Raw genomic sequence first — 19,624 nt, 5'->3', positions numbered from 1 at the left:
TGTAAGAAGTTGTTGCAACCTACATACGACCACCAATGCCAACCGGATTCACGAATCCCCAAAAATTTCTGGCAGGGTGACGCTTCCCCCCAGTCCAGCGGTCACAACATCCGCTGAATCAGCTCACCCTTGAACAGCACCGGCCCTGTCGGCCCCGTCTCGCTGGGCACGCCGCCCTTGGGCTCCAGGCTGATGGCCAGCGCAGGCACCTGGCGCACATCGGCCTCGCCCGCCACGAGCGTCAGCAGTTTGTCCTGCCCCAGCACACCCAGCGAACGCGGGCCACCCGCAGGCGGCAGCGCCCATAGCTGCAGGGATTTGTCCGCCCCCTCCTGGAAGCCCCCCACGCGCTGCAGCACCAGCTGGTTGTTTTTGGGGTCGAAGGTGACCAGCATCGAGGCAGCGGCCTTGTCGTCGGCCAGCACGGCCACGTACTGAATCTGGGGCGTGGCCTGCAGTTGCTGCTGCAGGGCGGCAATCTGCGCCCCCGTGGTGGCGCGCAGGCCGCCGTTGACCTGCACGCCCACCACACCCGCCGCCAGTGTGGCGATGGCACCGGCAGCAGCTGCACCGCGCCACACCAGCAGATTGCGCCACCAGCCGCCGGGGGCTGGCGCGGGTGTGTGTTCGGGCGCGGCCTGCCGGGCGGCCAGCATGGCCTGCTCCAGCTGGCCGGCCCGCACCAGGTTGTCGATGCGCGTCCACACGGCGGGCGACGGCGCCGCCTGCGGTTGCAGCTCGGTCAGGCCCGACCAGCGGGTCTGCCACACCAGGGCGGCGGCGCGCACGGTGGCATGCTCGCGGGCGAGTGTCTCGAAGCGGCGGCGGGCGCCACCGCGCAGCGTGCCCAGCGCGTAGCTGGCGGCCAGGCGGTCGAGCAGGTCGGGGTGTTGGGTGATGTTCATGGCGACGACCTCAGGCATAGCGCGCCATGCAGGCACGCAGTTGCTCCAGCCCCCGGCGAATCCAGGTCTTGACGGTGCCCAGCGGCAGCTTGAGCTGCTCGGCCAGCTCGCCGTGGCTCTGGTCGCGCAAGTAGGCCAGGCTCACCACCTCGCGCTGTTTGCTCTCCAGCTTGCCCAGGCAGTGGTGCAGGGCAAAGGCCTGCTCGCTGGCGTCGGCGGCATCCATGGGGTTGGGCGAGTCGCCTTCCAGCGTCTGCGCCATGTCATCGTCCAGCTCGTTCATCAGATCGGCCCGGTCGGAGGTGCGCTTGCGCAGGGCATCCAGCGCCCGGCTGCGCACGATCAGGCCCATCCAGGCCATGGGCGGGCTGAGCGACGCGCGGTAGCTGCCCGCGCTGCGCCAGATGGTCAAAAACGCCTCCTGCAGCACGTCCTCGGCCGCATCGCGGTTGCGGACAATGCGCAAGGCCAGGCCAAAAAGCTGCGACGCCCTGCGGTCGTACAGGCTTTTCAGCGCGGAATCGTCCTGCGCGGCAATGCGGTCAAGGAGGTCCATCAGTTCACTGTCGGGGTGGCGGGTGCTCATGCGCCCATTGTGTGGGATCGGTCTGGATTCGCGGATTGGGGGCATCGTCTGTGGGTGAATACGCCACAACCTGCCCGCTGGATTCAGTGGCAGCCCCAGAAAAGGAGAAAGGCCGCAATGCGGCCTTTCGGGGTGCGGGCTCTGTCAGCCCTCGCACAAATCTCAAACCGGGTACGTGCCCGGCAGCAGGATGGAACGGTCCACCGTGTTGATGTTGGTGTGGCCGCAGAACGCCATGGTGATGTCCAGTTCCTTCTGGATGATCTGCAGCGCGCGCGTCACGCCCGCCTCGCCATAAGCGCCCAGGCCGTACAAAAAGCTGCGCCCGATCAGCGTGCCCCGTGCGCCCAGCGCGCGGGCCTTGAGCACGTCCTGCCCGCTGCGGATGCCGCCATCCATCCACACCTCGATGTCCTTGCCCGCTGCATCGGCAATGCCGGGCAGCGCGGCAATCGACGATGGCGCGCCATCGAGCTGGCGGCCGCCGTGGTTGCTGACGATGAGGGCATCGGCCCCGCTGTTCACCGCCAGCCGCGCGTCTTCGGCGTCCATGATGCCCTTCAAGATCAGCTTGCCGCCCCAGCGCTTCTTGATCCACTCCACATCGCCCCAGTTGAGCTGCGGGTCAAACTGCTCGGCCGTCCACGACGACAGCGACGACAGATCACCCACGCCCTTGGCATGGCCCACGATGTTGCCGAAGCTGCGGCGCTTCGTGCCCAGCATGCCCAGGCACCAGCGCGGCTTGGTGGCCAGATTGATGAGGTTGGCGATGGTGGGCTTGGGCGGGGCCGAGAGACCGTTCTTGATGTCCTTGTGGCGCTGGCCCAGGATCTGCAGATCGAGCGTGAGCTGCAGCGCCGAGCAGTTGGCGGCCTTGGCGCGGTCGATCAGGCGCTCGATGAAGTCGCGGTCGCGCATCACGTAGACCTGGAACCAGAACGGGTGGCGGCCCGTGTGTTCGGCAATGTCCTCAATGGAGCAGATGCTCATGGTCGAGAGCGTGAACGGGATGCCAAACGCCTTGGCCGCCTTGGCGCCCAGAATTTCGCCGTCGGCATGCTGCATTCCGGTGAGGCCCGTGGGCGCAATGGCCACGGGCATGGCCACGTCCTGGCCGACCATGGTGGTGCGCGTGCTGCGGCCTTCCATGTTCACGGCCACGCGCTGGCGCAGCTTGATGCGCTGGAAGTCGCTTTCGTTGGCGCGGTAGGTGCCCTCGGTGTACGAGCCTGAATCGGCGTAGTCATAGAACATGCGCGGCACGCGGCGCTGGGCAACGGCACGCAGGTCTTCGATGCAGGTGATTTTGGACAAGTCAGGCACGCAGGCTCTCCAGGATGGGAATTGCGCCAGATGGTAGGCGCTGGGGCATCGGCCAGCCATCAAAAAAAATTTCGAGGGGCTGCAAAAAAAATCCAGCGCAGCACCCTGCGTGTGGCGCGGCTGCGGCACTTCTTCAAGAGTAAAATGCCGTTACCGCGCGATGGTCATACGCTTATAGCTACAAAAAAAGTAGCAAATCACAACCATCACACCTCATCCGCCGCCCACCACAGCGTCGGGCAGCACGGCTTCAGGCTGCGCGTCCGGCCCCCGATAGAGCATGAAGCGCATGCGACCGCCGCGCTTGGCGGCATACATCGCACTGTCGGCATGGCGCGAGAGCGCGTCGAAGGTATCTCCATGCTGCGGGAACAGCGCGATGCCACCACTGAGCCCCACCCGCATGGACTGGTCGGCTAGATCGAAAGAAGCGTCGCAGGACGCTAGGATCTTGCGCGCCACACTGCGTGCGGGCTCAGCGCCGTCAAGGCCAGGCAGCAATACCACAAACTCGTCGCCGCCCTGGCGGCACACGGTGTCGGATGCTCGCACGGCCGCCTTCAGGCGCTGGGCAAACTGCACCAGCAGCACATCGCCCACGTCGTGGCCCAGGCGATCGTTGACCTCCTTGAAGCCATCCAGGTCCAAGTACATCACGGCCAGCGACTTGCCGTCGCGCCGCGCCTGGGCAATGGCCAGCTGAGCGCGGTCGTGCAGCAGCACGCGGTTGGGCAAGTCGGTGAGCGCGTCGTACTGCGCCAGATGCGCCATGCGTTCGGCCATAGCCACGGCCTCGGTCACATCGCGCAGTACGGCCACCGCCCCGTTGACGGAGCCATGGCGGTCAGTGATAGGGCTGGCGGTTTCTTCCACTTGGAAACGCTGGCTGCTGCTGCGGTGCACCACTACACCCCGCACGGCCTCCATCACGTTGCCATGCTCGATAGCCATGCGCAAGGGGCTGGACAGCAGGGCATCGTTGTCGGGGCTGCGCAGGCACACCACCTCATCGACGTTGTGGCCCGCCGCATCGAAGGCCTGCCAGCCTGTCAGGCGTTCGGCCGCCGGGTTGAGGTAGGTCACCGAGCCCTTTGCGTCCGAGCAGACCACGGCGTCACCAATCGACTGCAGCGTGAGGCGCACGCGTTCCTTCTCGTCGAACAACTCGTCCTCCATGCGCTTGCGCTCGGAGATGTCGGTGGTCTGCACAAAAATGCCACGCACGGTATCCCCTACGATGTCGGGTACGTACGAGAGAATGATGTGGCGCGACACCCCATGCACATCGAGCAAGGTGCTCTCGAAAAGTTGTGGCTCTCCCTGCAGGGCGCGCTCAAGAAAAGGCTTGTGCTTGGCAAAACGGTCAGACCCCACCAGCTCACTAAAATGCATACCGCGTAGCCGCTCGGGCGTTATGCCGAACCACTCGAAGTGAGACTTGTTGGCAAAGCGATTGAACAGCTGGGCGTCCCAGTAACCGATCATGGACGGCATGTTGTTGAGGATGGTGCGTACGTCGTGCTCGGCCTCGCTGAGTTGGGCCGCGATCTTCTGACGCAGGGCCAGCTCGCGCACAAACAGCAGGGCTAGCCCCAGGCAGGCCGCCATCAATAACAGGGTGAATCCGCCCGCCCACAAGGAGCTGCGGTACCACTTCCCCAGGATGGTTTCAGTGGCCTGGGCCACGTTAATGATTAACGGGAACTCACCCACATGCCGGAAGGAATACAGGCGCTCCACACCATCGAGCGCCGCTGTGCCTACAAATGCACCATTGCCTTCCTTCTGAAAGCGCACCATGTTGGGCGACCCGGCAATCGTCTTGCCCACATCCATGTCGCCGTACGGGAAGCGCGAGATCACCACGCCGTCGCGGCGAAACAGGTTGACGCCGCTGCTGGGGCCCATGTCCAGCGCGCCGAAGAGTTCGTTGAAGTAGCTCAGCCGCACGGCCCCCACCACCACGCCCGCAAAACGACCATCGGCATGGTAGTAGGCCCGCGACAGGGGCAGGATGTTGAGCCCCGTGATGCGCGAGGGCACGGGTTTGCCGATGTACAGACCCTGGTGCCCGTCCTGCTTGAACGCTATGAAGTAGTCTCTGTCCGCCAAGTTGACCTTGCGCGGCGTGAGCGAGCCTGAATCGAGGATGACGTTGCCCTGGGCATCGAGCACAAGCATGTCCCCTGCCCCTCTGGCACGCAAGGAATTGTCGAAAACAACGCGGGAGCGCATCTCGGGCGCCATCGTCCAAACATCGGAGCGGCTCACCTCGCGGGCCACGCCCTCCAGCGACTTGTCAAACGAATCCAGCACCCAGTCCAGGCCCTGCTCCAGGGTCTGCACCAGGTTGGCATTGGTCTGCACGGCGTAGTTCCACTCGTCCTGGCGGATGGTCCAGATCGAGCGCGCAAACAGCGCACCGATCCCCAGCGAGACCAACACAGCAAGCCAGATCAGGCGATGCGAAAAGAACTGGCGCAAAAACGGCATAGAAATAATTTGTAACCATTTTAGACGACCCGTATTGGGACGCTGAATGGGGAATTCACACCGTATTCCTAGGCTTTGAGCGCGTCAATGCCCAGCAGCCCTGATCTGGGGCGCCGCGGCACCCGCAGCAACCCCTGCCCCCCGCACCTCGATGCGGATCTCGTCCAGCACCAGCCCCTGGGCGTTGGTGATCTGCACCACATGCCGCCCTGGCCAGGGCAGCCAGGCCACACGCGGTCCCCGGCCCAGCGGCTTGCCGTCCATGCGCCAGAGCAGCCCGTCGCCCGTGGCCGTGAACTGCAGGCGCTGGCGCGCGGGGGGGATGTCCGGGTCCAGCGCAATGATGGTGCCGGGCGCGGGCGCGGTGATGCGGGCGGGGCCGGAAGGCGTGTCCACCACCTGGGTGGGCGACTTTTTGAAGCCTTTTTGGCCTTCTGCGCGCGATGGATATGCCTTTTCAGCTATTGAATCAATAGCAAACAAGGCTTGCTGCGTGCCTTGCAGAAACCATTCGCTGCGCGCGGCCTCCAGCGGCGGGCGGGGGTCGGGCGCAGCACCCGGCAGGCCACCGGCCACGGGCCCCGGGCCAAACCGCACTCCGGCCTGGAGCAGGCCCGCCGTGGCCTTGGGCGCACGGCTGGGCTCGCGCGCGTGCAAGAAGCCCATCACCGCCGCCCAGATGGGCGCCGCGCCGCTGGTGCCGCTCACGTCGTGCATGGCCGCGCCGCTGGCGTTGCCCACCCACACGCCCACGGTGTAGCGCTCCGACCAGCCCACGGCCCAGTTGTCGCGCATGTCCTTGCTGGTGCCGGTTTTCACCGCCGTCCAGAAGCGCGTGGCCAGCACGCTGTCGGTGCCGAAGGTGCGCGCACGCGCATTGCCGTCCGAGAGGATGTCGCCCACGATGAAGGCCGCGCGCGGGTCCAGGGCCGCCGTGAAAGCGGGAGCCCGCCCCGGCCCAGGCGCAGCCAGCGCCACCGGGCTGAGCCGCCCGCCGTTGGCCAGCGTGCGGAACGCATTGGTCAGGTGCAGCAGCGGCACCTCGGGGCTGCCCAGCGCCAGGCTGTAGCCAAAGTAGTCGCCGCTTTCACGCAGCGGCAGGCCCACGGCGCCGAGCTGGCGATGGAACGCGTCGGGCGTGACCATGACCAGCGTGCGCACCGCTGGCACATTCAGCGAGGCGGCCAGCGCGGTGCGCACCGACACCCAGCCTTTGAACTGGCGGTCGTAGTTCTGCGGGATGTAGAGCCCGCCCGCCGTGGCGATGTGCGCGGGCGAGTCATCCACCAGCGACGCGGCCGTGAGGCGGCGCTCCGCAATCGCCTGCCCATACAGAAAAGGCTTGAGCGTGGAGCCCGGCTGGCGCAGCGCCAGCACGCCGTCCACCTCGCTCGCCTGGCTGAGCTGGCCCGATGAGCCCACCCAGGCCAGCACCGCGCCCGTGGCGTTGTCGAGCACCAGCACCGCACCGTCTTCCACATTGCGGCCGCGCAGCTCGCGCAGGTGCTGCTGCAGGGTCTGCATGGCAAAACGCTGCAGGGGCGCGCGCAGCGTGCTCAGCACACGTTCGGGCACCGCAGCGTCCTTGCCAAAACGCTGGCGCAGCAGGTGGCGCGCAAAGTGCGGGGCCACGCCTTCGCTCGCGTCAAATGCGCGGCGCTGCAGCGCGGCGGTGGTGAACAGGTCGAGCGCATCGCAGTCGATGCGGGCGCCCCGCTGCATATCGCGCAGCACCCCGCAAGCGCGCTGCGCCACCAGCGCAGGCCGCGCATTGGGCGCGCGCACCAGGGCAGCGGCCACCGCCGCTTCGCGGTCGTCCAGGCCATGCGCAGCCTTGCCAAACAGCGTGCGGCTCAGCGCATCGATGCCCACCAACTCGCTGCGAAACGGCACAAGGTTGAGGTAGGCCTCCAGGATCTGGTCCTTGCGCCAGCGCCGGTCTAGCACCTGGGCGGCCACCGTCTGGCCGAGCTTTTGCACCACGGTACGGCCGCCGGGGCCCTGGCGCCAGTCGCCGTCGAGCAAACCCGCCAGCTGCATGGTGATGGTGCTGGCCCCGCGCGTGCGCTGGTTCCACAGGTTGCCCCAGGCGGCGGCCGATGCCGCGCGCCAGTCCACGCCGCTGTGTTCAAAAAAACGCTTGTCCTCGCTCAGCACCAGGGCCTGGCGCAGCGCGGGCGAGATATCGGCCAGCGGCACCCACTGGCCGCGCCGCACCGTGGGGTCGGTGCGCAGGCGCTGCAGCACCTCGCCTTCGCGCGAGAGCAGCAAGGTGTCGGAGGGCTTGAAATCGGCGCGAACTTCATCAAAAGTGGGGATTGCGCGCGCTGGATTTGCCGTGACAGCTATTAAAAATATAGCAAACAACAGTTGCACACCCAGGGCATGCCGCAGCCGCCCGCACAGGCACCACACAGCACGCGCCCTCTCAGCGGCCATCACGGCCTCTGCGAATCCGGGCCCAGACCACGGCGGCAACCACGCCCGACAACGGCGCGAGCACCAGCCAGGCCATGATCTCGCCCGCGTGGGACTGGCGGGGCAGATCCAGCACCCGCGCCCACGCCACCACCACCCCGGCCCCACAGCCCAGCACCGCCAACCAGCGGGCCGCGCGCAGCGGGGGCACCCACCAAGCCAGCAGCAGGCACACCGCCACCACCGCAACCTGGGCGTAGGCCATGGCCAGCACCTCCTGCCCATGGGCATGGGCGGCCAGCGGGGCGCCAGCCAGCACCGCGCACCACGCGGCGCGCATGAAGGGGAATGGCCGCCGTTCAATCACCGGGATGCTCCCGGTCAAACCGGGTTTCTGCCTCGCTCAGGTGGCGCAGCAGCACGTGCGACATCAGGTTGACGCCGATGCCGCCAAACACCACGGGCAGCACGTACAGCGCGATGGACAGCTCGGAAATGAACACCGCGTCGTCTGCCAGCGACGGCGTGGTCTTGGCCAGGGACGCGAGCGACTGCAGCAGGTACACATCCACCCCCGCAATCAGCACCAGCGCCACGCCAAAACCCAGCACCGCCATGCGCGAGATGGAGCGCGTGGCCAGCAGCAGCGCGTAGATGCCCGCTGGCAGCACCAGCGAAAACACCACCAGCAGCCAGAACCGCAGCTCGACAAAAACACTGAGGCTCATGGCGGGCCGCAACCAAGCGGGCTCACAACGGAAGGAGGCATGGCGCTGCGGCCTACCGGGCCGCCTCCACCTTCACCCGCGCGTTGGGGAACTCGCCAAACATTTCGGGTGCGTACATCGCCTCGACCCGGCTGGGCGGCAGCGCAAAGTCACCCACGTTGTTCAGGCGCACGGTGTATTCCATCTTGACCGTGCCCTTGGGCAGGTAGTCGTAGTAGCTGCGGAAGGACTCGAAGCTGCGCTCCTCGAACGCGGGCCAGCCGGGGCCGGTGCGCGCCTTTTCGCCCTGCGTGGCGATGGCCGAGTCGCGGCCCAGGCCGCTGCCCAGGATGGTGGCGCCGCCCGGGATGGGGTCGGTGATGGCCACCCAGGTCATGTCGGCGCTGGCGTTCACCTCCAGCGTCACGCGCAGCACGTCGCCGCGTGTGTACTGGCCTGCGGGCAGCGATTTGTTGGCCTGCTCCACCGGCGTGATGGTCTTGGTGATGGCATAGCCTGCTGCAAACGGTGCCTTGAGCTGAACAGCGGCCACCGACTGCAGCGTGAGCCACGGCTTGCCGGGGCCCTGGTGCGTGACGGAGAGCTGCTCCTTGCCACCGGTCTTGCCTGCCGCGTTAGCCCAGGGCAGGAACATGCCGTTGTTCTTCAGGTTGCCCGGCGATGCAGGCGCACCAAACCAGGTGCCCTGGTGGGGCGCACCGGTCAGGTCGCTGGTTTTCACGCGCTCGACCTTGCTCCAGTCCACGGCGGCGGTGTTGCCACCCATGCTGGCCTTAGTGGTGCCGGACACCGGCACGGCCTCGAACTTGGCACTGAATTTTTCCAGTGCCAGCCCGCCCCACAGGTTGGCCGTGGTGGTGTGCCAGGCACCCGCCTGCTGGCGGCTGATGAAGCCGTTGGCCAGGCGGCCCATGTCGTCCTTCCAGGCCGGGTCGTCCATCACGGCCAGCATCAGGCGCGCGGTGTTCACATCACCGTTTTGCATCAGCCACCACCAGTAGTCGTCCTGCTCGGTGCTGAAGATGAGCTTGGTGCCCTGGAACGACAGGCGCGCGCGCAGGATCTGCTGGGCCTCGGCCAGGCGCTGGTCGCGCTGGGGCACATCGGCCACGCGCTTCAAGACATTCACCCAGTCGATCACCGCATGCGTGGGCCACTGGTTGGGCGCGATGGTGATGCTGCTCACCATGCGGCCCTGGGCCTTGCCGTAGCGCGACAGCGCCTCGATGGCGGCGAGCTTGCGCATGTCCAGGTCCTTGCGCGGGCTCCAGAAGCTGCGTTCGATGCGGCCTTCGATGAAGGCGATCAGGCCGCGCTCCATGGGTGCGCGCACGTCGTCCGGCAGCGCAAAGGCGGGGTTGATGGCGGCGGCCTCGTGCGTGGCGGCCAGCACGTAGGCGGTGAGCGTGTCGCTGCCCCGGTTGCTGTCGCCATCGCGCGGCGGGAAGTAGTTGGCCAGGCCGTCGCTGTCCAGGTAGGTGGGCAGCTGCGCCACCACGGTCTGCCACAGCGCGCCGTCGCGCAGGCCCACGGCCTTGCTGGTCTTTTGCTCCAGGCAGGCGAAGGGGTAGCGGGCCCACCAGTCGCGCACGCCCGGCAGGCCTTCGGCCAGCTTGGGCTGCAGCGCCAGCTTGAGGCCACCCCGGCCCGGCAAGGCGTCAGCGGGCGGGTTCACATCCAGGTTGAAGCTGCCATCGACCTGCGCCAGCGTGGCCTGCTGCACGGTGAGCGGCACGGCTGGGATCAGCTTCTGGCTGGCCTTGAGCGCATCGCGCGCGCCACTGACCGTGTCCTTGGCTTCGATCTCCCACAGGATGGCCTGGGCGCGGGTCTGCGCGAGCTGGGCGGGTGCGGTCACCGTCCAGGCCACCTCGCGCGATTCACCGGCGGGGATGTCCACGGTTTGTGGTTTCAGGTCCAGCAGCGTGGCGCGCGGCGCCACCTCGACCTTCATGGCCGCCTTGGTGGTGTTGCGCAGCGTGAGCTGGGCGCGGAACTGGTCGTCCTCGCGCACCAGGGGCGGCAGGCCACTGATGATCTGCAGGTCCTGCGCGCTACGGATGCTGGTGCTGCCGGTGCCGAACAGGCCGGTGGACGCATCGGCCACCGCCACGATCTTGAAGGTGGTGAGCGCATCGTTGAGCGGCACCGTCACCTTGGCCTGGCCGTTGGCGTCGAGCTGGATGGCGGGCTGCCACAGCAGCAGCGTGTCGAGCAGCTCGCGCGTCTGCGCCTTGCCGCCACCACCGCCTGCGGGCACGGCCTTCTTGCCATAGTGGCGCCGGCCGATGATTTCCATCTGCGCCGTCGATGTCTCCACGCCCCAGCTGCGGCGCTGGAGCATGGCTTCGAGCAGGTTCCAGCTGTTGTTGGGCATCAGCTCCAGCAAGGCCTGGTCCACGGCGGCAACGGCCACCTCGGCATTCGCGGCGGGCTTGCCGCCTGGCAGGGTCGCGGTGATGGTGACCTGCGCCTTGCCGCGCACGGCGTAGCTTTCCTTGTCGGCCTGCACCTTCACATCGATCTGGTGGGCCTGCGTGCCCACGCGGATTTCGGCCAGGCCCAGGCGGTAGGCGGGCTTGGAGAGGTCTACCAGCGCGGTGGGCGCCTGGTATTCACGGCCTTCGTACCAGAAGGATGTCCACCATTCGCTCGGCGACTTGAAGCCCCAGGTGAAGAAGCTGTACCACGGTACTTCGCGCAGGCGGCCGCGCAGGGCCAGCACGCTCACGTACACATTCGGGCCCCACTCGGGCTGGATCTTGAGGCTCACCGTGGGGTCCTGCCCGTTGAGCTGCACCACCTGGGTGTCGATGATGCCTTCGCGCTCCACCGCCACCAGCGCCGTGGCGTAGCGGAACGGCATGCGCACCTGGAACTTGGCGGTCTCGCCGGGCTGGTAGCTCTTCTTCTCGGGCAGCAGGTCGATGCGGTCGTGGTCTTCGCCACCAAACCACAGCTCGCCCTGGCGTGTGACCCACACCGACGACGCGGCCACGCTGGTGTTGCCGTCCTTGTCGGTGGCCGTCACGACCAGTTCCACCTCGCCGGGTTCGTCGAGCTTGGATTCGCACAGCAGCAGGCCACGCGCGTCAGCCTTGCCGCTGCACAGCGTGCCCAGGTCCTTGGTTTCGGTCTGGTTGTCGTAGCTGTAGAAGCCGCCCACCATGCGCTTGCGCGTGGTGGTGGTGATGCGCGCCACGGCCTGCACCTGCAGCGCCGTGTCGGGCGCGGGTTTGCCCGTGTGCTGCAGCGCCAGTGCCTGGAAGCGGATCTTCTGGCGGGCCGACACCCAGCCCTCGGTCTTGATGCCTGCCACCACGCCCGCAGGCCACAGGGCCTGCACGCTGCGGATGGTCTGCACCTCGCCATTGGGGTCGGCGTAGGTGGCTTCCATCACCAGCTCCTGCGGCTGGCGCGCCTGCGGCACGTTGTCGATGGTGACCTTGCCCGCGCCGTCCTTGTTGAGCGTGAGCGGCAGCTTGTCGGCAATCACGCGCGCATCCTGGCTGGCAGTGGCTTCTTCATCGTCGCTGCTGGCATTGGACGCATCGCGCTTGCGCGGCGGGTAGAAGCTGAACGCCTCGTAGTCGCTGTACTGCAGGGTCTTGCCGCGCACCATGGCCGACACACGCACCGGCAGGTGGGCTGCGCCGCCACCGGCCACGTAATTGATCTGCACATCGGTGGGCACCGAGCGCACCCGCACCAGCGCCTTCTTGTCGGCGGGCGCAATGCGGCCTTCCAGCACCGGCAGGCGGAACTCCTCGACCCGGAACTCGCCCGAGCCGAAGCTGCGTTCGTTGTCCGCATCGTTGCGCAGCTCCACCTGGTACACGCCCAGCTTGGCCGCAGGCGGAATGGCAAAACTGCTCTGGGCGCTGAGGCCACCGGTTGCGGTGCCGCGCCAGGCCAGCGGCTGAGTGAACTGCTGGCCGCTGCCCAGGTGGGTGATGACCAGGGTCTCGGGCCGCGCGTCGGGCAAGCCAAAGCCCTTGCGGGTTTCGGTGCGCAGCAGATGCTTCATCGACACGGTTTCGCCCGCACGAAACAGCGTGCGATCGAAGATGGTGTGGGCACGCTCGGTGGCACGCGGGCCGCTGTGGGTGGGCACGTTGAAGCGCCAGGGCTCGATGCCACGCTGCCAGTCGCTCCAGGTGAAGGCCATGTCCTCCACCCCGTCGCCCCCCTTGGAGCGTGCGCTCACGAAGTAGGCCTGGGTCCAGTCGTCGCCGCTGCAGGTGGGCGCCTCGGACGACAGCCCCTCAAGCCGGGCCACGCCCTGGGCGTCGGTGGTGGCGCTGCCCACCTCGTTGCCCCGGCAGTCGGACACGCGCACCTTGGCGCCCTGCACGGGCTGGCCCTTGTCCAGCGTGGTCACCCAGGCCATGGCGTTCTCGCGCCCCAGCTTGAAGTGCACGCCCAGGTTGGTGACCAGGGCAGAGGTGCGCACGTACATCGTGCGGCCCTCGCCATGGCGGTCGTCCAGCAGCGAGGCGCCGAGTTTTTGCGACGCGATCTCCACCACATGGAAGCCCGGCGGCAGCGGAATGCCGACCACCTCGAACGGGCGCGGGTCGTTGCTCGCGGGTTTGGGCAGGTCCAGCGTCTTCACGCCCCCCTTGCCCGCCAACAGGGACAGCATGCGCGTCTGCACATGGCTGCGGTCGTCGTCCAGCGCCTTGGGCAGGGGGCCGGTCACGTCCTGGCGCGCCTGCTTGCGGTCCACCGTGTAGTTGTCATAGCGCTTGACCTTGCGGAACCAGGCAATGATCTCGGCGTCGGTGCCGGGCTGGAGCGTGCTCACCTTGCCCGCCGCTGCCGCCGCACCGGGGGTGCCCGGCTGCAGGCCCTGCACGCGCAGGGCTGCCTCCACATTGCGCAAGGTCACTGGCAGCAGCGCAGGTGGCTTGTCCGACGCGGGGCCTTCGGCAAAACGCTCGACGATGCCAAACGGCGCCGCCGCAAACTTGGCCAGGGGCGGCATGCCGCCAGTGGACACCTTGAGCGGAAAACTATCCGCATTGCGCAGCGGACGGCCCGAGGCGTCCTTGAAGTCCTTGGGCAGCTCCAGCGTGAAGGCCGTGTTTTCGGCCAGCGGCGCGGCAAACTGCACGCTGTTGACCAGCGCATCGCCCTTCTGGCTTTCGATGCCGCCATCGGTCTGGGGCTTGAGGGTTTCCTTGGCCGACTTGAGGCGGATGGCCGTGGCCAGGTTGCGCGGCACCGGCGTGTTGAAGGACAGCTGCAGCGGGCGGATGGGCAGGCAGGCGGCCTGGGCGTTCTCGCGTTCGCAGCTGAACTCGGCAGAAAACGGCTCGCGCACCTTGAAGTCGAAGCGTTTTTCCACCGTGTTGGGCACACCGCTGGGCGTGGCCACGCCCTTGCCAAACACGATCTGCATGCGCGAGCCCGAGGTGAAGCGACGGTTGCAGGCCAGCGTGGCGTACTGCAAAGGCTCCTTCGCCGCGCTTTTTTCCAGCCCCAGCGTTTTCAGGATTTCGGCGCGCTGCGCCCCCTCGATCAGGCGCACCGGCACGCGCTCGCCCACGCCTTCCATCGTGCACCAGACATTGGCCTGGACGCTGGCCGTGGTGGCAGGCCCATTGAGCTGCAGCACAAAGAACTGCTCTTCGTCGATCTGTTCGTAGGTACTGGGGCGGATAGTCTGCACAAACGGTCCGCCGCTATTGAATTGATAGCTTTTGGCGCCCGCCAGGTCAGCGCCAGAGGCCGATTTGAACCCGGGTTTGACCGTTGCGGTGCAGCGCACGCCGGGTGGCAGGTCACTTTCAAAGTCGAAAACCCACTCGCGCTCGCTGGTCCAGCGGCCCGTGCCTTTGGCCGCACTGGCGTCGCTGCAGCTCAGGGTCAGCGGCGCCGGGGCCTTGGGGTCGCCAAAGTTGACGGCAGCGGCATCAAACTTGACTACCACCTGGCGCACCTGCGCGACTTCGCCCTGCGGCGAGAAGCTGCTGATCTGCAGGGCCTGCGCCCCCCAGGCCACTAGCGACAGGCTGGCCGCCAGCATCCATTGTTTTTTGTTCATTTTTCCCCTCCGAAGGAACCAGGGCGGACCTCCCCAGTGGCCCCGCGCGGGGAAGGGGAATTGCACGACCTGCGAGCGTAACAAAACGGCACCACCGCCAGCGCAACGTTGCAAGCGCTTACGTATGCCGACTGCAAGGCGGCCATCGGATTTTTTCCCCCATGGACAGACCCGCCTAAAGTGCGCACACTGGCAAAAAACCTGTTCCAAGCTGCTGCGTTGCACGGCACTCCTCCAGCCCAGCGCGGCCCACGCCAATCCCACAGCAAGGAGACGCCATGAACCGCGTGCATTACGACAGCCACCAGCTGGACGAGCTGGTGCTGCAGATGATGGAAACCGAACAGGTGGGCGAGCGGGTGTACCGCGCCGCCCTTGCCTGCGCCCACCACCCGGCCCTGAGGAAGGAATGGCAGGGCTACCTCAAGGACAGCCAGGCGCACCAAGGCGTGGTGCGCCGCATGTGCCATGCACTGGGCCTGGACCCGGACGCCCCCACCGCCGCGCGGGCCGTGGCCCGGCAGCTGGGCAACACATGGGTGCAGGCCATCGAGACGGCCCAGCGCACTTGCGACCCGGACACCGCCCAGCGCATCGCCTGCGAATGTGTGCTGCACACCGAAACCAGCAACCACGCCCAGTGGGAGCTGCTGGGCCGGGTGGCCCGGGTGGCAGTGGGCGACGTGGGCCAGACACTGAAGGCCGCCCACAAGGCCGTGGAGAAAAACGAAGAGCACCACCTGCACCACATCCAGGGCTGGCACCGAGAGCTGGCCATCCAGGCCCTGGGCCTGCCCGCCGTGCTGCCACCGCCCGAGGCGGGCAAGAAAATAGGCCATGGCCTGGGCAGCGCGCCCCGGGCAGAGTCCCAGGTGGCCCTGCACTGAAGCAAAGCGGAAGGGAACGGGGCGGCTCCAGGCCCCTCCCCCGTGGGTCAGCCAGGCAGTGCCGTGGAGCCCCCCGGGGCGTCGGCCAGCGTTGCCAGCCCTTTGCCCCCGCGTTTGCTGGCGTAGAGCGCGCGATCGGCGCGGTCCATCAACGCAGGCAGTGCCTCTACCGCCGGCCCCTGGAACAGCGCCACCCCGATGCTGGCGCCAATCAGCACATGCTGGCCGTTGTCGAGCCCGATGGGCGCCACCAGTGCTGCCAGCACCTTGTGGGCCATTTCCATCGCTGCATCGGGCGAATCCACCGCATTGAGCACCAGAGCAAACTCATCCCCACCCAGCCGGGCCGCCGTATCGTTGGCACGCGCCAGGCCCGACAGGCGCTGCGCCACACGCACCAGCACCTGGTCGCCACTGCCATGGCCCTGGCTGTCGTTCACGGCCTTGAAGCCATCCAGATCCACCAGCAGCAACGCACCGGCACGGTGGTCGCGGTAGGCCGTCAGCACCGCCTGCGACAAGCGGTCTTCAAACAGGCGCCGGTTGGGCAACCCCGTCAGGCGGTCGTGGCTGGCCAGGGCCAGCACCTGCTGGTGGGCCCGCACCAGCCGCGCACTGAGCAGGCCCAGCACCAGCGCAAACGCATAGGCCAGCATCACCACCAGCGTGGGCGCACGGCCCGCCGCCGCCCAGCCGCCGCTGGGCACCGCCCCCAGGATCCAGCTGCCGCCCCCGGGCAGCGGCACATCGAGCGTGGCGGGCGCCTCGTCAAACAACTGGGGGCGGCCAATGAACACCGCGCCCTGCGCGCCCATGGCGTCCAGGCCCCGCGCCGCCACCTGGAAACCCATCTGCTCCGTGCTAAGCCCCACATCGGCAAACAAGGTATCGGCATTGACCGTGAGCGACACAATGCCCCAGTACTGCGGCCCACCCACGGGCGGCCGCTCAGGCGGGTGGGCCAGAAACACCGGTGTGCGGCTGATGATGCCCAGCCCACCCTGCACCAGGGTGATGGGGCCCGCCACCACCGTGCGGCGGGACTGGATGGCCCGCTCCACCGCGCCACGCTGCTGGGGGTTGTCGAGGTAACGCAGGCCAATGGCGCGTTCGTTGCCCACCCGGGGGTAGACATCGGCAATCACGTTGTCGGGCGCCAGTGCCAGGTTGCGGATGTTGCGCTGGTGCTCCAGCAGGCGGCCGACCACGGTGGCAAAGATGTCGGGCGCCATGCTGCCCTGCGCGGCGATGAAGGCCGCCACCGTTTCGGGCACCGACAAGGTGCTTTGCAGTTGCCGGTCCAGCCGGTCGCGTATCTGCAGCAGATGGCTTTGCGCCTGGGCCGCGATCTCGGCGCGCGCCTTGGTGTGCGAGATGTCAATGACCACCCAGGCCAGCAGCGCTGCCAGCGCGCCGCTGCACGCCCCGACCACCAGGGGCAGGTACCGATGCTGGATCCAGTTGGAAGGAAGGCGGCTGGTGGGCATGGGGAAAGAGGAGTGCAAAAAAAAAGCGACCCCTCGCATACCGGAGCTGCGCCCGGAGCGCGGAGGCCGGGCACAGCATAAGCGAACACGACTTGCGCCGGGCTTGCCGCCCCTGAGAGCCTGTTTACTGCGCCACGAAGCCGCTGGTCTTGATGATGCGCGCCCAGGCCTCGGTGTAGGCCTTTTCACGCGTGGCCAGTTGCTGGGGCGACATGTGGCCCACCGTGAGGCCCATGGCGGTGAGGTGGTCGCGTACATCAGGCTGGGCCACCACCTTGGCCAGTGCGCTGGAGAAGTCGGTGATGAACTTCTGCGGTGTACCGGTGGGTGCATAGATGCCGTAATACGGCAGGTCTTCGAAGCCCTTGAGGCCCATTTCGTCAAACGTGGGAACATCAGGCATGGCCGCCTGGCGCTTGGTTCCCAGCACGCCCACCACACGCACCTTGCCGGCCTTGTGGTTCTCCATGAAATCCTGCACCGAGGCCACGCCCGCACCAATCTGGTTGCCCAGCATGTCGGCCATCATGGGTGCGCTGCCCCGGTAGGGCGCCGAGACCAGGTCCAGCTGGTACTTCTGCCCGATCAGCTTGACCAGGAACTCCGGCGTGGACGCCGGGGCGGGAATGCCCACCGCGCCCTTGCCACCGCCAGACGCCTTGACCCAGCCCACGTACTCGGTAAACGATTTCGCAGGGGTGCCACCCGAGACGGCAAACGCATTCACAAAGGTGGCAAAACCGCCCACGGCCACGAAGTCGCGCGCGGGGTCAAAGCCGGGGTTTTTCACCACCTGGGGCAGGATGGAGATGGTGTGGTCGTGCGTGAGGAACAGCATGGTGCCATCGGGCGCCGAGGCCTTGAGCGCCTGCGCGGCGATCTGGCCGCCCGCGCCGGGTCGGTTCTCGACCACCACGGGCTGGCCCAGCTCGTCCTTGAGTTTTTCGGCCAGCGCGCGGGCAATGGCGTCGGTGCCACCGCCGGGCGGAAACCCCACCAGCAGGCGAATGGGCTTGGCCGACTGGGCCGATGCCAGGCCCACGGCCAGCGCAGCACCCACAAAGGCTCCAGTGCGCACCAGGCGGGACAGCAGATTGCGGCGGGTCGTTGTCATGGAAAAACTCCGGAAAAGGGGTGGTAGTCCGTCAAGGCACGGTGCAAGATTCAGGCCCGCCGAACGCGGGCATCCATACGGCGGCACCCACTGCGGCCACAAGCAAAGCCACAGCGGTGCAGCAGCGCCGACGTTCAGCCCAGGCGTACGCGGTGGCGTGCCAGCTGGGCGCGCACCTGCGCAGGCGCGGTGCCGCCCAGCGTGTTGCGCGCGTTGAGCGAACCACGCAGGCTCAGGCACTCGTACACGTCTTTCTCGATGGCCGGGTGGAAGCCCTGCAGCACGGCCAGGGGCAGCTCCGACAGGTCACAGGCATGTGTGGTGGCTGCCTTCACCGCATGGGCCACGGTTTCGTGCGCATCACGGAAGGGCAGGCCCTTCTTGACCAGGTAGTCGGCCAGGTCGGTGGCGGTGGCGTAGCCCTTGAGAGCCGCCTGCTCCATGGCAAGCGCATTGACGGTGATGCCGCCCTCCTTCTTGCCCGTGGCGGGGTTCAGCTGGCCGCCGACCATCTCGGCAAAGATGCGCAGCGTGTCCTTGAGCGTGTCCACGGTGTCGAACAGGGGCTCCTTGTCTTCCTGGTTGTCCTTGTTGTAGGCCAGGGGCTGGCCCTTCATCAGGGTGATCAGGCCCATCAGGTGGCCCACCACGCGGCCGGTCTTGCCGCGCGCCAGTTCCGGCACGTCGGGGTTCTTCTTCTGCGGCATGATCGAAGAGCCGGTGGTGAAGCGGTCGGCGATCTTGATGAAGCCGAAGTTCTGGCTCATCCAGATGATGAGTTCTTCAGAGAGGCGGCTCACGTGCACCATGCACAGGCTGGCCGCGGCGGTGAATTCGATGGCGAAGTCGCGGTCGCTCACGGCGTCCAGGCTGTTCTGGCACACACCCTCCATGCCCAGGGTTTTTGCGACGCGCTCGCGATCCAACGGGTAGGTGGTACCGGCCAGGGCCGCGCTGCCCAGGGGCAGCACATTGGTGCGGCGGCGCACATCGGCCATGCGCTCGGCATCGCGCTTGAACATCTCCACATAGGCGAGCATGTGGTGGCCGAAGCTCACCGGCTGGGCCACCTGCAGGTGGGTGAAGCCGGGCAGGATCACCTCGACGTTCTGCTCGGCCACATCCACCAGCGACACCTGCAGCTCTTTGAGCAGGTCGGCGATCAGATCGATCTCGCCGCGCAGCCACAGGCGCACGTCCGTGGCCACCTGGTCGTTGCGGCTGCGGCCCGTGTGCAGGCGCTTGCCCGCGTCGCCCACCAGCTGGGTCAGGCGGGCTTCGATGTTCAGGTGCACGTCTTCCAGGTCCAGCTTCCACTCGAACGCGCCGGATTCGATTTCCGACGTGATCTGGGCCATGCCGCGCTGGATGGAGGCGTGGTCTTCGGCGCTGATCACGCCCTGGGCAGCCAGCATCTCGGCATGCGCCAGGCTGCCCGCGATGTCGGCCTGCCACAGGCGCTTGTCGAAGAACACGCTGGAGGTGTAGCGCTTGACCAGGTCGCTCATGGGCTCGGAAAACAGCGCCGACCAGGCCTGGGCCTTGGTGTCGAGCTGGTTGTGGGACGGCGCAGAGTCAGCGCTGGTGGCTTGGGCTTTGGACATAAGGAGGGCAATAATCCGGAGGTTCAG

General features: G+C 67.2%; 12 protein-coding genes. 1 reads left to right on the top strand and 11 read right to left on the bottom strand.

Features of this window, described 5'->3' with window-relative positions:
• Positions 1-101: 101 nt before the first annotated feature.
• From ACYZGB_RS10255 to ACYZGB_RS10220, 8 genes are all read right to left on the bottom strand, one after another.
• A complete protein-coding gene (locus ACYZGB_RS10255) occupies positions 102-905 on the bottom strand; it encodes an anti-sigma factor (RefSeq protein ID WP_462388121.1) in 804 nt (267 codons plus the stop codon).
• Between the two features lie 10 nt (positions 906-915).
• A complete protein-coding gene (locus tag ACYZGB_RS10250) occupies positions 916-1,491 on the bottom strand; it encodes an RNA polymerase sigma factor (RefSeq protein WP_462388120.1) in 576 nt (191 codons plus the stop codon).
• Positions 1,492-1,653: 162 nt separating this feature from the next.
• Entirely contained in the window at positions 1,654-2,817 is a 1,164-nt protein-coding gene (locus tag ACYZGB_RS10245; RefSeq protein ID WP_462388119.1) for an alpha-hydroxy acid oxidase, read from the bottom strand.
• A 213-nt stretch (positions 2,818-3,030) separates the two neighbouring features.
• Complete coding sequence (locus ACYZGB_RS10240; RefSeq protein WP_462388118.1) at positions 3,031-5,310, bottom strand: sensor domain-containing diguanylate cyclase; 2,280 nt, start codon at positions 5,308-5,310, stop codon at positions 3,031-3,033.
• Between the two features lie 84 nt (positions 5,311-5,394).
• On the bottom strand, positions 5,395-7,749 hold the full coding sequence (gene pbpC, locus ACYZGB_RS10235; RefSeq protein ID WP_462388117.1) for a penicillin-binding protein 1C: 2,355 nt from the start codon (positions 7,747-7,749) through the stop codon (positions 5,395-5,397).
• On the bottom strand, positions 7,739-8,068 hold the full coding sequence (locus ACYZGB_RS10230) for a hypothetical protein (protein WP_462388116.1): 330 nt from the start codon (positions 8,066-8,068) through the stop codon (positions 7,739-7,741). The genes pbpC and ACYZGB_RS10230 overlap by 11 nt, the downstream gene beginning before the upstream one ends.
• 19 nt (positions 8,069-8,087) lie before the next feature.
• A complete protein-coding gene (locus ACYZGB_RS10225; RefSeq protein ID WP_462388115.1) occupies positions 8,088-8,456 on the bottom strand; it encodes a hypothetical protein in 369 nt (122 codons plus the stop codon).
• Between the two features lie 52 nt (positions 8,457-8,508).
• Entirely contained in the window at positions 8,509-14,505 is a 5,997-nt protein-coding gene (locus ACYZGB_RS10220; RefSeq protein WP_462388114.1) for an alpha-2-macroglobulin family protein, read from the bottom strand.
• A gap of 278 nt (positions 14,506-14,783) precedes the next feature.
• On the opposite strand from ACYZGB_RS10220, the gene ACYZGB_RS10215 reads away from it, so the two are divergent.
• A complete protein-coding gene (locus tag ACYZGB_RS10215) occupies positions 14,784-15,392 on the top strand; it encodes a hypothetical protein (protein WP_462388113.1) in 609 nt (202 codons plus the stop codon).
• Positions 15,393-15,439: 47 nt separating this feature from the next.
• On the opposite strand, the gene ACYZGB_RS10210 is transcribed toward ACYZGB_RS10215, so the two are convergent.
• The 3 genes from ACYZGB_RS10210 to argH form a co-directional block, all read right to left on the bottom strand.
• Positions 15,440-16,879 carry a diguanylate cyclase domain-containing protein gene (locus tag ACYZGB_RS10210; protein WP_462388112.1) on the bottom strand — a complete coding sequence of 480 codons (1,440 nt, stop codon included), beginning with the start codon at positions 16,877-16,879 and terminating at the stop codon, positions 15,440-15,442.
• 124 nt (positions 16,880-17,003) lie between these two features.
• Positions 17,004-17,993: a Bug family tripartite tricarboxylate transporter substrate binding protein gene (locus ACYZGB_RS10205; RefSeq protein ID WP_462388111.1), complete on the bottom strand. Its 990-nt coding sequence runs from the start codon at positions 17,991-17,993 to the stop codon at positions 17,004-17,006.
• A 134-nt stretch (positions 17,994-18,127) separates the two neighbouring features.
• Positions 18,128-19,597: an argininosuccinate lyase gene (argH, locus tag ACYZGB_RS10200; protein WP_462388110.1), complete on the bottom strand. Its 1,470-nt coding sequence runs from the start codon at positions 19,595-19,597 to the stop codon at positions 18,128-18,130.
• Positions 19,598-19,624 lie beyond the last annotated feature (27 nt).

Source organism: Acidovorax sp. Q11, assembly GCF_054950075.1.
This window is presented reverse-complemented; position numbering and strand designations above follow the sequence as displayed.

Excerpts from the sequence above, each read along its gene's own strand:
- ACYZGB_RS10255 (WP_462388121.1), bottom strand. The coding sequence starts at position 905 with ATGAACATCACCCAACACCCCGACCTGCTCGACCGCCTGGCCGCCAGC.
- ACYZGB_RS10250 (WP_462388120.1), bottom strand. The coding sequence starts at position 1,491 with ATGAGCACCCGCCACCCCGACAGTGAACTGATGGACCTCCTTGACCGC.
- ACYZGB_RS10240 (WP_462388118.1), bottom strand. The coding sequence starts at position 5,310 with ATGCCGTTTTTGCGCCAGTTCTTTTCGCATCGCCTGATCTGGCTTGCT.
- pbpC (WP_462388117.1), bottom strand. The coding sequence starts at position 7,749 with ATGGCCGCTGAGAGGGCGCGTGCTGTGTGGTGCCTGTGCGGGCGGCTG.
- ACYZGB_RS10230 (WP_462388116.1), bottom strand. The coding sequence starts at position 8,068 with ATGCGCGCCGCGTGGTGCGCGGTGCTGGCTGGCGCCCCGCTGGCCGCC.
- ACYZGB_RS10225 (WP_462388115.1), bottom strand. The coding sequence starts at position 8,456 with ATGAGCCTCAGTGTTTTTGTCGAGCTGCGGTTCTGGCTGCTGGTGGTG.
- ACYZGB_RS10220 (WP_462388114.1), bottom strand. The coding sequence starts at position 14,505 with ATGAACAAAAAACAATGGATGCTGGCGGCCAGCCTGTCGCTAGTGGCC.
- ACYZGB_RS10215 (WP_462388113.1), top strand. The coding sequence starts at position 14,784 with ATGAACCGCGTGCATTACGACAGCCACCAGCTGGACGAGCTGGTGCTG.
- ACYZGB_RS10210 (WP_462388112.1), bottom strand. The coding sequence starts at position 16,879 with ATGCCCACCAGCCGCCTTCCTTCCAACTGGATCCAGCATCGGTACCTG.
- ACYZGB_RS10205 (WP_462388111.1), bottom strand. The coding sequence starts at position 17,993 with ATGACAACGACCCGCCGCAATCTGCTGTCCCGCCTGGTGCGCACTGGA.
- argH (WP_462388110.1), bottom strand. The coding sequence starts at position 19,597 with ATGTCCAAAGCCCAAGCCACCAGCGCTGACTCTGCGCCGTCCCACAAC.